Origin of the sequence: Flavobacterium sp. (assembly GCF_043760115.1) — a bacterium.
Taxonomy (GTDB): Bacteria; Bacteroidota; Bacteroidia; order Flavobacteriales; family Flavobacteriaceae; genus Flavobacterium.
In genome coordinates, this window is record NZ_JAYUPK010000147.1 from 1 (window position 1) to 13,531 (window position 13,531).

The 13,531-nt window shown below is 27.4% G+C and carries 18 protein-coding genes; 10 read left to right on the plus strand and 8 right to left on the minus strand.

What is annotated here, in order from left to right; all coding sequences use genetic code 11:
* Positions 1-87 precede the first annotated feature (87 nt).
* The 7 genes from dapF to ACH2BC_RS12655 all read left to right on the plus strand — a co-directional run bounded on the left by dapF (position 88) and on the right by ACH2BC_RS12655 (position 4,741).
* The gene (dapF, locus tag ACH2BC_RS12625) at positions 88-870 is read left to right on the plus strand and encodes a diaminopimelate epimerase (RefSeq protein ID WP_395054378.1); all 783 of its coding nucleotides are present in this window, start codon (positions 88-90) and stop codon (positions 868-870) included.
* Between the two features lie 45 nt (positions 871-915).
* Entirely contained in the window at positions 916-1,449 is a 534-nt protein-coding gene (locus tag ACH2BC_RS12630) for a GNAT family N-acetyltransferase (RefSeq protein ID WP_395054361.1), read from the plus strand.
* Between the two features lie 12 nt (positions 1,450-1,461).
* The gene (gene mltG / locus ACH2BC_RS12635; protein ID WP_395054362.1) at positions 1,462-2,496 is read left to right on the plus strand and encodes an endolytic transglycosylase MltG; all 1,035 of its coding nucleotides are present in this window, start codon (positions 1,462-1,464) and stop codon (positions 2,494-2,496) included.
* Between the two features lie 61 nt (positions 2,497-2,557).
* Positions 2,558-2,764: a hypothetical protein gene (locus ACH2BC_RS12640; RefSeq protein WP_395054363.1), complete on the plus strand. Its 207-nt coding sequence runs from the start codon at positions 2,558-2,560 to the stop codon at positions 2,762-2,764.
* Positions 2,755-3,078, plus strand: a complete 324-nt coding sequence (locus ACH2BC_RS12645; RefSeq protein ID WP_395054364.1) for a type II toxin-antitoxin system RelE/ParE family toxin — start codon at positions 2,755-2,757, stop codon at positions 3,076-3,078. The genes ACH2BC_RS12640 and ACH2BC_RS12645 overlap by 10 nt, the downstream gene beginning before the upstream one ends.
* Positions 3,079-3,090: 12 nt before the next feature.
* Positions 3,091-4,008: a DUF2279 domain-containing protein gene (locus tag ACH2BC_RS12650; RefSeq protein ID WP_395054365.1), complete on the plus strand. Its 918-nt coding sequence runs from the start codon at positions 3,091-3,093 to the stop codon at positions 4,006-4,008.
* 97 nt (positions 4,009-4,105) lie between these two features.
* Positions 4,106-4,741, plus strand: coding sequence for a peptidoglycan-binding protein LysM (locus ACH2BC_RS12655; RefSeq protein ID WP_395054366.1), 636 nt, complete (start codon positions 4,106-4,108; stop codon positions 4,739-4,741).
* A gap of 177 nt (positions 4,742-4,918) precedes the next feature.
* Here the strand turns inward: ACH2BC_RS12655 and ACH2BC_RS12660 are convergent, their stop codons facing one another.
* The 6 genes from ACH2BC_RS12660 to ACH2BC_RS12685 all read right to left on the minus strand — a co-directional run bounded on the left by ACH2BC_RS12660 (position 4,919) and on the right by ACH2BC_RS12685 (position 10,533).
* The gene (locus ACH2BC_RS12660; protein WP_395054367.1) at positions 4,919-7,600 is read right to left on the minus strand and encodes a TonB-dependent receptor; all 2,682 of its coding nucleotides are present in this window, start codon (positions 7,598-7,600) and stop codon (positions 4,919-4,921) included.
* 5 nt (positions 7,601-7,605) lie between these two features.
* Positions 7,606-8,322, minus strand: a complete 717-nt coding sequence (locus ACH2BC_RS12665; protein ID WP_395054368.1) for a GLPGLI family protein — start codon at positions 8,320-8,322, stop codon at positions 7,606-7,608.
* A gap of 59 nt (positions 8,323-8,381) precedes the next feature.
* Entirely contained in the window at positions 8,382-8,504 is a 123-nt protein-coding gene (locus tag ACH2BC_RS12670; RefSeq protein ID WP_395054369.1) for a hypothetical protein, read from the minus strand.
* A gap of 110 nt (positions 8,505-8,614) precedes the next feature.
* The gene (locus ACH2BC_RS12675; RefSeq protein ID WP_395054370.1) at positions 8,615-9,337 is read right to left on the minus strand and encodes a GLPGLI family protein; all 723 of its coding nucleotides are present in this window, start codon (positions 9,335-9,337) and stop codon (positions 8,615-8,617) included.
* Positions 9,338-9,390: 53 nt separating this feature from the next.
* A complete protein-coding gene (locus ACH2BC_RS12680) occupies positions 9,391-9,603 on the minus strand; it encodes a hypothetical protein (RefSeq protein WP_395054371.1) in 213 nt (70 codons plus the stop codon).
* Positions 9,604-9,804: 201 nt separating this feature from the next.
* On the minus strand, positions 9,805-10,533 hold the full coding sequence (locus ACH2BC_RS12685; protein ID WP_395054372.1) for an SAM-dependent methyltransferase: 729 nt from the start codon (positions 10,531-10,533) through the stop codon (positions 9,805-9,807).
* Between the two features lie 104 nt (positions 10,534-10,637).
* Between ACH2BC_RS12685 and ACH2BC_RS12690 the strand changes: the two genes are divergently transcribed.
* Both ACH2BC_RS12690 and ACH2BC_RS12695 read left to right on the plus strand, forming a co-directional pair.
* Positions 10,638-10,871 carry a hypothetical protein gene (locus ACH2BC_RS12690; RefSeq protein ID WP_395054373.1) on the plus strand — a complete coding sequence of 78 codons (234 nt, stop codon included), beginning with the start codon at positions 10,638-10,640 and terminating at the stop codon, positions 10,869-10,871.
* Positions 10,853-11,167, plus strand: coding sequence for a hypothetical protein (locus ACH2BC_RS12695; protein WP_395054374.1), 315 nt, complete (start codon positions 10,853-10,855; stop codon positions 11,165-11,167). The genes ACH2BC_RS12690 and ACH2BC_RS12695 overlap by 19 nt, the downstream gene beginning before the upstream one ends.
* On the opposite strand, the gene ACH2BC_RS12700 is transcribed toward ACH2BC_RS12695, so the two are convergent.
* A complete protein-coding gene (locus ACH2BC_RS12700) occupies positions 11,150-11,635 on the minus strand; it encodes a low molecular weight protein-tyrosine-phosphatase (RefSeq protein WP_395054375.1) in 486 nt (161 codons plus the stop codon). The genes ACH2BC_RS12695 and ACH2BC_RS12700 overlap by 18 nt on opposite strands.
* A gap of 53 nt (positions 11,636-11,688) precedes the next feature.
* Positions 11,689-13,116 carry a chromosomal replication initiator protein DnaA gene (dnaA, locus tag ACH2BC_RS12705; protein ID WP_395054376.1) on the minus strand — a complete coding sequence of 476 codons (1,428 nt, stop codon included), beginning with the start codon at positions 13,114-13,116 and terminating at the stop codon, positions 11,689-11,691.
* Positions 13,117-13,303: 187 nt separating this feature from the next.
* Between dnaA and ACH2BC_RS12710 the strand changes: the two genes are divergently transcribed.
* Positions 13,304-13,531: acyl-CoA thioesterase (locus tag ACH2BC_RS12710; protein ID WP_395054377.1), on the plus strand; the 228-nt coding region annotated here is incomplete at its 3' end.

A 13,531-nucleotide genomic window follows, 5' to 3' on the forward strand; every position in this document is an offset into this window, starting at 1 on the left:
ACAAGTTCAAGACAAGAAAGGATTTCCATTCAATCAGGGCTAATTAATTATTCATAGAATTAAAATCATAGTTTAAAAAAAACATCAATTTCAATGAAATTCTATAAATATCAAGGCACAGGAAACGATTTTGTAATAATAGACAATCGTCAAGAATTTTTCCCAAAAGAAAATATCCAACTCATAGAAAAACTATGCGATAGACGTTTTGGTATTGGTGCTGATGGATTAATATTATTAGAAAATCATCAAGAATACGATTTTAAAATGGTCTATTACAATTCCGATGGTAATCAAAGTTCCATGTGTGGCAATGGCGGAAGATGTATTGTTGCCTTCGCCAAGTTTTTAAAAGTTATAGAAAATAGTGCAATTTTCATTGCAATAGATGGTTTGCATAACGCTACAATATTAGAAAATGAAATTGTTTCTTTGCAAATGCAAAACGTATCTCAAATTAAAATTACCAGCGATTACACTTTTTTAAATACAGGTTCACCACATCACGTAACTTTGGTAAACGATTTGCAAAATTATGATGTAAAAAATAACGGAGCAAAAATTAGAAACTCTTCTCTTTATGGAAACGAAGGAAGTAATGTAAATTTTGTACATCAGTTGTCTCAAAATCATTTTGCTTTACGAACTTACGAACGTGGAGTAGAAGACGAAACACTATCTTGCGGAACTGGCGCAACAGCAACAGCAATTGCAATGCACGCAACAGGTAAAACAGATTCATCATCAATAAATTTAGACGTTCAAGGCGGAAAACTAAAAGTAACATTTGATAAAACTAACAATAGTTATGAAAATGTATTTTTAATTGGACCTGCAACATTTGTGTTTGAAGGAGAAATAGAACTGTAAACTAATAAAAATCGTAAATCTAATTTCGTAAATCGTATCTAATAAATGATCACACTAAAAGGAGAAAATAGTTTTTTAAGAGCATTAGAACCAGAAGATTTAGATTTTATTTATCTTTTAGAAAATGATGAATCTATTTGGAATGTGTCAAACACACAAACGCCTTACAGCAAATTTTTAATTCGTCAATATCTAGAAAATGCGCACAAAGATATTTATGAAGCCAAGCAGTTACGACTAGCAATTTGTAAAAACAACTCTCAAAAAGCAATTGGATTAATAGATTTATTTGACTTTGATGCAAGAAACAATCGTGCAGGAATTGGAATTGTAATTCACAACGAAACCAATAGAAATCGCGGAATAGGCAAGGAGTCATTGCAATTATTAATAAATTATAGTTTTAATAAATTGCAATTGCATCAACTTTTTGCAAATATTGGAACCAATAACGAGGCAAGTTTAAAGCTTTTTACTACATTTGGTTTTGAAAAAATAGGCATAAAAAAAGATTGGAATTTAATAGACAATAAGTACCAAGACGAAGCTATTTTTCAATTAATCAATCATCAACATTAAATTATATTTACCTTGAATAAGAAAATAAAACTCCTATTAGGCATTGGATTTGCACTTTTTTTACTTGCATTTACTGTAATTTATTTTAAGTTTTTTGCCAGTAACACCAATTTAAATAAAGTTGAAGTTTATGTAACCATTCCAACCAATTCTAATTATGAAGAGGCAAAAAAAATTGTTTTTCCATTTATAGAAAACATTAGCGGATTTGAATTGATGGCATCACTTCGCAAGTACGATAAAAACGTAAAATCTGGACGATTTTTAATAAAAAAAGGAATGGGCAATTTTGCTCTTGTAGCAACTTTAAGAAAAAACATTCCTGTAAATTTAGCATTTAACAATCAAGAACGGTTGCAAAATTTATGTGCAAGAGTAAGTTCTCAAATAGAACCAGACACAACTAAATTAATTGCAGCTTTTACCGATGCTACTTTTTTAAAAGAAAATCAGTTCAATAAAGACAATGTATTTTCTATATTTATTCCAAATTCTTATGAGTTTTATTGGAATGTTTCTGCAGAGAAATTTAGAGATAAAATGCTTTCAGAATACAAGAAATTTTGGACAAAAGAACGATTAATAAAAGCCAAACGATTAAATATGACGCCAGTTGAGGTGATAACTTTAGCATCAATTGTTCATAAAGAAACTGTAAAAGCAGACGAAAGACCAAAAGTTGCAAAGGTTTATCTTAACAGATTAGAACAAGGAATGCCATTACAAGCAGATCCAACTGTTATTTATTCTTTAAAATTGCGCGATAATAATTTTGATCAAGTTATAAAACGAGTTTTATATAACGATTTATTGATTGCTTCTCCATACAATACGTATGTCAATATTGGTTTGCCTCCAGGACCAATTGCCATGCCAGATATTTCTGCAATTGATGCCGTTTTATCTCCAGACAATAATGATTATATTTATTTTTGCGCAAGCATAGAACGTTTTGGTTATCATGAGTTTGCTTCAACTTATGCGCAACATCAGTTAAATGCAGCCAAGTACAGTAAATGGTTGAATGAGCAAGGAACTAAAAGGTAAAAACTATTTTTATTTTACATTTAAAATAGTTTTATATTTGTTTAAATAAATTTCAAATGTTATGAGTACAATTGAATTAAAGAAAGAGCTTCATCAAATTATAGATAATAGCGATGCAAATTTTGTTAAGAATTTTTACAAAATAGCTAAAGAGTATGTACAAAAATCTGAAAACTCTAAAATGATTGAAGAATCTGAAAAGGATATTAAAGATGGCAATATTCATAGTTTATCAGATGTTAAAGAGATGGTTAAAAATTGGAAATAGTTATTAAACCAACTTTTTTAACTTCTAGAGCAGTTAAAGATTTAAAAAAAGCTTATAAATTTAACTCACAACTATATAATGTAGCTTTAGCTTCGCAAATCATTAATTCAATTCTAACTACTATTGAAATTTTAGAAAACCCTATTTATGATTTTACTAAAATTGGAAGTGTTGATGAAGAATTTACACACTTAAAAAGAAGTTATAGAAAACTAATTGAAGGTCATTACAAAATAACTTACAGAGAAGGAATTGATAAAATTTTTATAAATAGAATTTTCGATACTAGACAAAACCCAAATAAAAACAAATAACTATTCAATAAAATGTCTAAATATTTTAAAGTATTGTTTTTGTTTTCATTTTTTTATCCAATCTCAGGATTTTCACAATCTTCATTAAATTCTTTTTTAAAACCATCAGATACTTTAAATAAACTAAGATTAAAAACCGTTGTAATTTCCGAAACATTAATTGGAGCAACTGCACTAATTGGACTGAACCAACTTTGGTATGCAGATTATCCAAAATCCAATTTTCAAACAATTAATGACAACAATCAATGGTTGCAAATGGATAAAATGGGACATATTTTTTCTTCGTATCATTTAGTAAGTTTTGGAGCCAATGCTTTAAAATGGTCTGGAGCAAATAAAAAAAGTCAGTTACTTTATGGTTCAACACTAGGATTTGCATTTTTAACAACCGTAGAAGTTTTTGACGGATTTTCATCCGAATGGGGATTTTCTGTTGGCGATGTAACTGCAAATGCTGGAGGAACAGCATTGTTTGTCTCGCAAGAATTACTTTGGAACGAACAACGAATTGTGCCAAAATTTTCATTTCATACTACAGAATATGCTTCTGCAAGACCAAACGTATTAGGTAAATCTCTTCAAGAACAAGTTTTAAAAGACTATAACGGACAAACCTATTGGTTATCTGCCAATCTTCATTCTTTTTTTAAAAAATCAAAAATCCCAAAATGGTTGAATGTTGCTGTTGGTTACGGCGCAGAAGGAATGATTACCGGAAAAGATGAATTGGTAAACACCGTTTTCTTTTCTCAAAAGGAACGAACTCGTCAGTTTTATTTAAGTTTAGACTTGGATTTAACCAAAATCAAAACAAAATCTAATACTTTAAAGACACTTTTTTCTATTTTCAATTCCATTAAAATTCCTGCACCAACTTTAGAAATAGTGCATTTCAACGATGTAAAAGGACACTTAATCTATTTTTAACAACTATTAACATATTGATTATCAGAATCTACTATTATAGCTTATCTTTGCAAAGTCAATATTCAAGATGGTGACAGCACTTGAGAAATAACACTTTATGATAAAAAGATGCTCTTTCTATATAGCAATCGTTGTGATAGTTGGTTTTATAAGCTTAAGCTTTAAACCACTAAATTCTAAAAATCATGATTGGTTTTATGTAGATGAAAATGAAGAATTGAACTATCAATTTCCTTCGTTAAAATCATCTGATTATGTTTGTCTTTCTTTACCTTTTGTCGGAAAACATTTTATTGGATTTAAAGAAGCTTTGGCTTTTAAAGAATCGCAAGGAAAATATAATAAAGTAAACACTTTAGGATATTTAGGTAAATACCAGTTTGGTCAATCTACTTTAGAAACTATTGGAATTAAAGACAGTTTGTATTTTTTAAACCATCCAAAATTGCAAGAAAAAGCATTTATTGCACTTCTTAAAAAGAATAAATGGGAACTAAGAAATGAAATTAAAAAATATAGAGGTCAGATAATAAGTGGCGTTAGAATTACCGAATCTGGAATTCTTGCTGCAGCACATCTTGGTGGCGCAGGTTCGGTTAGAAAATTTTTAGATTCTAATGGAAAAAGAAAATTTAAAGACAGTTATGGCACTTCTGTAAAAACCTACATGCAAGATTTTGGTGGTTATGAAACCCACAATATAAAAGCAGATAATAACGCAAAAGCAAAATAAATTTTCTTTAAAATAATTTATATAACCATTGGTTGTGCTGATGGTTTTTGTGAAGCAAATGTTTTGCATTTTCTATTTACCTTATTCCTGCTTTACATTCCAATCTTGTTCGCAATGGCAAACAAGGATTTCCATTTCAATCAGGGCTAATGTATTTATGTCTTTTGTTAAAATTAATTATAATTTATAACTTACAGATAACATAAAAACTCTTGGTAGTAAATAAGTTTTTTGTTGCGTAATTAAAAAATCTGAAAATGAATATTCATTTTTAATTTTATTATCTAATAAATTATTTATAAATATTTCAAATCCAAAAGGACTATTTTTCTTTTGATATCTTAATGAAGTATTTGCGATATCATAAAAATTATTTTGATTAGATGAATTGGTATTTTTTAAATTTTGATAATCTAAAGTAAAAATAAAATACTTATTAAAAGTAAATTCTACATCTGCATTCAATTCATCAGATTGGTAATTGCTTTTAGTAATTCCGCTAAACTTACTGTAACCTTTATTATAACCAATACTTAAATCAGGCCATTTTTTATAAGCAGTTTTAAAAGTAATTCCAATATTTTGACTATTTCTATTATTTTCGGTTGTAATATTATTTAAATTTTGAATATAATTAAACCAATTTAAATTAGAATTTAATTTAAGATTAAAACGATAAATCTTTTTACTTACGTAACCGTTAAATCTCCAATTTGTTTCAGGATTATCTGTTAAAATTGGTGTAGAAAATTGATTAATACCATTCAATACAATTTCATTTCTTGTAGTTTTTACCTTTTTAGTATAATTTAACATTCCATTCCAAACAATTCCTTTGTATAAATTCATTTTATTATATCTAAGATTGGCAGTATGAAATTGTTCGTTTTGCAACAAACTGTTTCCTCTAAAAACAGTATTATAACTTTGCAACGTAAATTGATTAGCCAATTGGCTTACTTCTGGAAAAGTATTTGAAAGTTTGTATGTAAAATTTAATGATTCTGATTTATTAAATTCATAGTCACTATTTAATTGTGGTTGAAAAAGTGCTTTATTGGTTGTGAAAGTTAAATTTGATTGATTGGTTTTTAAATTGTAAAGATGTAAATAAAGTCCTGTTTTATTTGTCCATTTTCCAATTTTAAATTTATATTCGGTACCAATATAAGCATCATTAAGTTGGTATTTTACATTATTTCCAAATCCAGAATTTCCAAAATCGTTTATAGAATTGTTCGTTAAAACTTGTTTTTCATTAGTTTGAAAAATAGAATTTATAAAGTTATTTCCAACGTTAGTGTATAAATGATTAAAATTATTAACAACCCAGTAATGCTTAAATAATGCATCAATAGAATTATTTTTAACTCTTTTTATTTGTTCAATGGTATAACTAGAATCATTTTGTAACGGAATTAATCCAGAAAGAAATTGTTGATCACTAAACCATCTATTTTGTGGAGTATTTTTTTCGTAAGCTTGATTTACTACAAAAGTGGTTGTATGGTGATTATTATAATTTTTATGCCATTCTATGTACTGTTTAACATTTATATTATCTGCATTTTGAAATGTTTTAAAAGTAGTTGTGTTATTATTTATAAAAGAATTTAAGATTGAATTGTTATCATTATTACTAATTTGATATTGTCCGTTATAATACCATTTCTCTTTTTTATTGGCAGAATAATCTAATTTAATATTTCCAATTCCTAAAGTAGATTTAGTAGAATTATTTTGAAATTTATCTTCAAAATTTACTATTGAATTTTGTAAATATTCATTTTTATTTTCAATTTGTGATTGCATAAAAACTTTAGAAAAAATACTAAAACCAGAAATTGTAAGTTTAGGTGAAATTTCAAAACTGTAATTTAAAGCAGCAAATTTAGATTGATTTTTAACAACATCATTAGTATCATTAGTAAAAGAATATAAATTGGTAAACGATTTTCTGTCTGATAAATAACTACTTACACCACCTTGAAAACGCAATAAATCTTCAAATGTAAAAGTGCTTTTACCAATATTGTTTAAATCGCCAATAAAACTTAAATTGGTTTTGGGTGCATAATAAAAAAGTCCAGTGTGAGCAAGATAAAATCCATTATCATTAGCAATTTCTACACCAGTTTCAATATCTCCAAAAACAAATTTCTTTTTATCAGCTTTAAGTTTTACATTCATTGCTAAGTCTTCGCTATCTGAAACTTGCTTCATAAAACCAACTTCATTAAAATGATCTATAACTTCTATTTTTTCTAAAGCATCGGCAGGAATATTTTCTACAGCAAGTTTAGAACCACCACCAAAAAACGATTTACCTTCAACCATCATTTTGGTAACCTTTTTACCTTGAACAAAAACATTTCCTTTTTTATCAACTTCAACGCCAGGTAATTTTTCTAGAATTTCCTTCATTTTTCGTTCATTTCCGTTGGCAAATGCTTTTATATCATAAGTTATAGTATCTTTTTTTATGATTATTGGTTTAAAATCATGTTTTATTATAATTTCTTTTAGTTGTTCTCCTGTAGCTGTAAGCTTAAAGTTGTGAGTTGTAATTGTAGTGTTAGCATCAACAATAAGAATTTCTTCTGTATAACCAATATAGGAAACGGTTACTTCATATTTTATAGTAGCATCAAGTTCTAGTTTATAACGACCTTTATTATCTGCAATAGCAAATTTTAAAGTCGCTTTTTCTTGTAATGGTTTGGCTATTATATTGGCAGATTCAAGTGGTTTTTCTAAATTATCGGAGACAATACCTGATATAGATTTAGTTTGAGAGTAAAAAAAAGTTGGAATATAAAGAAATAAAAATATAATGTAAGTTGGAGTAAATTTAATCATTTGAGTTAATTACCATTCAAAAAATTTTCCGTGTCCTTTTCAATAATTTTATTTATTTCTTTTCTAGACATAGTTTTCATATTATCAATATCAAAATTTATATTTTCAACATTTTCAAAACTTATTTTAGTTGCTAAAAAAACTAATTTTCCTTTTTGTAATTCTAAAATTAAACCAGGTAAACTACCAAATTCTCTAGGACCAAATGGGTATGGTAATGATGGACAGTACCATGCGTAAACATCAAGATGTAAAAACTTTGTTTTTGCTAAATAACATTTGTAACCTTGAATATCTTTTTCTTCTGTAGTATATTCCCAAATAAAGTTATCGTACTCTTCATCTATTTTATATCTTTTAAAAGCTACTTCTTTTTCACTAACAAGTTTTTTTAAAATTATATCTTTATAAAAAACATCATCATAACCTGCAACTAATTTACCCATTTTTTCACCTGATGTCTCACCATCTTTTACAAGTTCTTGTTGACAACTAAAAATAGACAAATTATTATTTATTACTAAATTAAAATTTAAAGTTTTTATTTTATCTTCTGTTCCTTTTGTAGAACTAACAACTGCCTGACTTTCTTTACTAGAACCTTTCGAGAAAACATCACCATAAAAAGTTGTATTGTATTCTACTTTAAGTTTACTTTGAGAAAATAAGCTAGAACTATATATAAAACAAAAAGAAATTATTAAAATAAAATTTTTTTTCATAAATTTAATTAAAATTAACACTTGAATAAAATTTATTATTCAAGTGTTGTAAAAATACATTATAATCCTAACATACAACTAATTTGTGCAGCTCTACCTGCTCGAGTTGCAGCAGCTGTATCTCCTGTTGACATAAATACATCATGTGCAACCATAGTCCCAATCATTTCACACCAGGTCATGGCTTTAAAAACTTTTTTAGTTGAACCGTTTTCAACATTATTTTTAAATGTTAAGTAAGCTGAGAATTACATAGAATTTTAAATAATTATGTATAGTTATAAAATTTATTTTATTCTTTTAAATTTTTAAGTTCATCAAATCCGTTAAATTCTTTTAACTTCAACTCCAATTGTTCAGATGACAAAATTTTTATATTTTTAAAGTTAAATATATTTGATTCATTTATTTTTTCAAATAAAATGTTTTTAACTCCATAAATAGAATTTCTTACCTGTAATTCTAAAATTAAACCAGGTAAATTACCATAACCATTTGGTCCGTATTGATATGGCAAACTAGGACAGTACCAAGCGACAATAGGAAATTTAAAAACACCAGCTTCATTTTTTACAATTTTTTCTGACATGGCTTTAAAACATAAATATTTGTCAATATATTTTGTTTCGTTTACTAAGTCCCAATTATTTATTGAATTATCTATTATGAAAATCTTATCTCCTAAAATACTAATTTGTTTAAGTATTGAATCATTCTTAATGTTGTAGACTATGCCGGAATAGCTTCCTAAAGTCAATGCAAAATCACTAATTTGTTGGTTAGCTTTTGTAGTTTTAGCATCAAAATAAAACTTAGAGTAATCATCATTAATATTTAAAATAAATTTTATATCCTTATCATTACTTGTAACGTTATTTAGATTTTCATTTAAAAACTCATTATTTTTAAATAATCCAGATTCATTGGTTATTTTTAAATTGTATGTAACTAAAATATTTGTTTGACAATATACAATTTGACTCAAAAATATAATTACTAAGGCATTTTTTTTCATAGATAAAATTTTTTTAAAAGCATATCTTAACATTAAGATATGCTTTTTTATAATTAAAAAACTTCACCCATGCATCTAAAATAATATCGGTAAGCATATGTTGAAGCTTCATCAGATGACATACCGTAACCTATAGCTTGATTGTAAACTGTTAACTTACCAGCTAAACATTCTAGAGGTGACGTTTTAAACACTTTTAAATTTTCAATTTCTGCAATATTGTTTGCTTTAACAACTTCATTCTCATCCGAGATAGTATTTGCCATTGAAACACTACTAAAAGCTATTAATGCAATAGCCGTAAAAATTAATTTTTTCATTTTTTTTTAATGATTTAAATTTATAAATAATTTTGTGGTTAACCATTGTAAAATTGAAAAAAAAAAAAAATGAGTTTTGCTAATTTTGCATAAAAATTAACAAATATTTAACTTAATAAGTCTGTAATCTATATACTATAAGGTTTTCTAAAACATTTTATGAATAATATAAATAGTAGGTCGATTATGTAGATCAACTTTATTCTTTTTCCAATCGGCAACTCTAAATGTTTTTATATATTCTGTTGGTAATGTGATGTCTGCGGCAACACAAAGATGGGTATTGGGTTGTAATAGTTGCAATAAATCTTCTAGAAATTTATTGTTTCTGTAAGGTGTTTCTATAAAAATTTGTGATTGGTTTTTATCAAAAGAAAGTTTTTCAAAACTTTTTATTGCTGCTTTTTTATCGTCTTTATCTATTGGTAAATAACCATTAAAGGCAAAACTTTGTCCATTCATTCCACTTCCCATCATTGCGAGTAATATGGAAGATGGACCAACAAGTGGAATAACTTGAATTCCTTTTTCGTGTGCTAGTTTTACAATTACTGCTCCAGGATCGGCAATTCCAGGACAACCAGCTTCACTCATTAATCCAACATTTATTCCTTCTAAACATGGTTGAATCATTGCATTGTGTTCTGTTTTTTCTGTGTGTTTGTTTAGCGAACTAAGTATCAAACTTGATTGTACTTTTTCTGGCTGAATGCTTTTTATAAATTTTCTAGCCGTTTTTTCGTTTTCTACAATATAACAATCTATAAATTCTATGGCACGTTTTACTGTTTGTGGTAAAACATCCATAGGATTACTTTCTCCAAGTGTAGTTGGAATTAAATATAATTTTCCTTTGGGTAACATTATAGGTTTCATAGATTATTTAATTGAAATGCAAAACTAATCATAATTTTTATATTGAATTAAGATAAAAGTTTAATAATTGTTTCGTAATTTTGTAATAAAGAGTTTCAAAAAAAATGGGTGCAACTGAATTGAAAGAATACATAATTTCTAAAATTAGATTGACTTCTGATGAGGAATTCTTGTCACGTATTAAAGAAATTATTGATATTGATGATTCTAAAATTTATTCTTTATCAGATGAACAAATTAAACTTTTAGAAGAATCTGAAATACAATACGAAAACAAAAATTTTATTGATGAATTCCAAATGGATAATCTAGTTGATAAATGGTTAAAAGAAAAGTAATTTGGATTAAAAACGCTGAAATTCAAATGTTTTCTATAATGGATTATTATTTTGAAAGAAATAAAAGTTCTATTTATAGCTTGAAATTATATAGTGAAATAAGTTTAAAACTAAAAAATTTAGATATTTCTATTGCATTACCTCAAAAAACCACATTAGAAAATATTTACTTCTTTACACACAATCATATTTCTGTTTTCTTTTCATTTGAAAATAATATAGTTATTGTAAAATTGATCTGGGATGAAAGAAGAAATCCCAAAGATTTATCAGAAAAATTAAATGATATTTTGTAGCTGCAAGTGCTTTTCAATTAATTTTTTAGCCAAAATTGTACAGCTATCATCTAGCATTTCATAAACCATGTCGAAGCCATTTTGTAATCCATAATATGGATCTGGAACGTCTACGTTTTCGCCAGGAAATAATTCGTCCAGTATTAATTGTACTTTATTCTTATGATTTTCGGTTTTGGCAAGTGCAATTACATTATCATAATTAGAATTGTCCATTACATAAATGTAATCGTAGGTTTCAAAAAAACTGGTGTTAAAATGTTTGCCTTTTTGGTGAGAAATATCTATTCCGTTTTTCTTGGCTGTGGCAATTGATCTTTCGTCTGGTTTATTACCAACATGCCAATTTCCTGTGCCAGCAGAATCGATTATAAATTTATCTTTGGGTAGTTTGGATGCTAAAATTCCTTCTGCCAATGGTGATCGACAAATATTTCCTAAGCAAACCATTAAAATTTTAATAGGCATTGTAACGAGTTTGAAATTCTTAATTTGTTGCAAAAGTAAGAAATAGAACTAATTTATAAAGATAATTTCTTGTGAATGTCTTCTACAAATTTCTTAAACTGCTTGTCGGTAGAAACTAAGTTATCTACGGTTTTACAAGCGTGTAAAACAGTTGCGTGATCTCTATCTCCAATTTGCGAACCAATATTTGCCAAAGAAGCTTTTGTAAATTTCTTTGCAAAAAACATTGCTAATTGTCTGGCTTGCACAACGTGACGTTTTCTAGTTTTAGATTGTAATAATTCTAAATCCAACTGAAAATAATCTGAAACTACTTTTTGAATGTAGTCTATAGAAATTTCTCGCTTTACATTTTTAACAAATTTTTCTACTACGCTTTTGGCTAAATCTATAGTAACTTCTTTTTTGTTAAATGATGATTGTGCTATTAATGAGATAATTGCGCCTTCAAGTTCACGAACGTTAGATTTTATATTGTGTGCAACATATTCTACAATTTCGTTTGGCATTTCAACTCCATCACGGTATAAAATATTTTTTAAGATAGAAACTCTAGTTTCATAATCTGGTTGGTGCAACTCGGCAGATAAACCCCATTTAAATCTAGACAATAACCGTTGTTCTATGTCTTGCATATCAACTGGCGCTTTGTCTGATGTAAGAATTACTTGTTTACCGTTTTGGTGCAAGTAATTAAAAATGTGAAAAAACACATCTTGAGTTCCTGTTTTTCCTGAAAGAAATTGAACGTCATCAATAATTAAAACATCAATTAATTGATAAAAATGAATAAAATCGTTTCTATTATTTTTCTTTACAGAATCTATATATTGTTGTGTAAATACTTCGGCAGAAATATAAAGCACGGTTTTTTCTGGATATTTATCTTTAATCTCAACTCCAATAGCATGAGCCAAATGGGTTTTACCTAATCCAACACCACCAAAAATTAATAATGGGTTAAACGATGTTCCACCAGGTTTATTAGCAACTGCCATTCCTGCAGATCGCGCCAAACGGTTAGAATCTCCTTCTAGAAAATTATCAAAACTATAATTGGCGTTAAGTTGCGATTCTATTTTTAAATTTCTAATACCAGGAATTACAAACGGATTTTTAAGTTCTGGATTTAAATTTTTAAAAGGTGCATCAACTTCTTGAGATTTTATTGGACTTCTATGAGCACTTGGCAATTGTTCTGTAAACGGTTGTTTATTGCCATAAGTGTTCTCCATTTTAATTTTATAAAGTAACTTTGCGTTTTTTCCGAGTTCTTTGGTTAAGGCAACTTTAAGTAATTTAACATAATGTTCCTCGAGCCATTCATAGAAAAATTTACTAGGAACTTGAATATATAATGCGTTATCAGTAAGCTCTACAGATTTTATTGGTTCGAACCAAGTTTTATATGCTTGCTCTTGAATATTGTCTTTAATAAAAAGCAGACAACTTTCCCAGACTGATTGCGCAGTTTTGTTCATATATATTTAAAAATTAGTATTATTATAATGGTTATTCCTGTAATTAAAAAGCAAGATTTGATTGCTTTTTTTTGGGTTAACAAATATGTGAACAAATTTCCTAAAAAAAAAAGAAATAGACATTGATTTTTTAAAAATATTGTTGTAAAGAGAATGTTAAGTAATAGATAAAAAGCAAAAAAAACAGATGAACGGACATAATGTAGTAATAAGGGTACGCTATTCAGAAACAGACCAAATGGGAGTTGTTTATCATGGTAGTTATATACCATATTTTGAAATTGGAAGAGTGGAATGGCTTAGAGACAAAGGGATTTCGTACAAATCGTTGGAAGAAAACGGAATTGCACTTCCAATAGTTTCGATGACCTTAAATTATAAGAAACCAGCACGTTATGATGACTTACTTACAGTG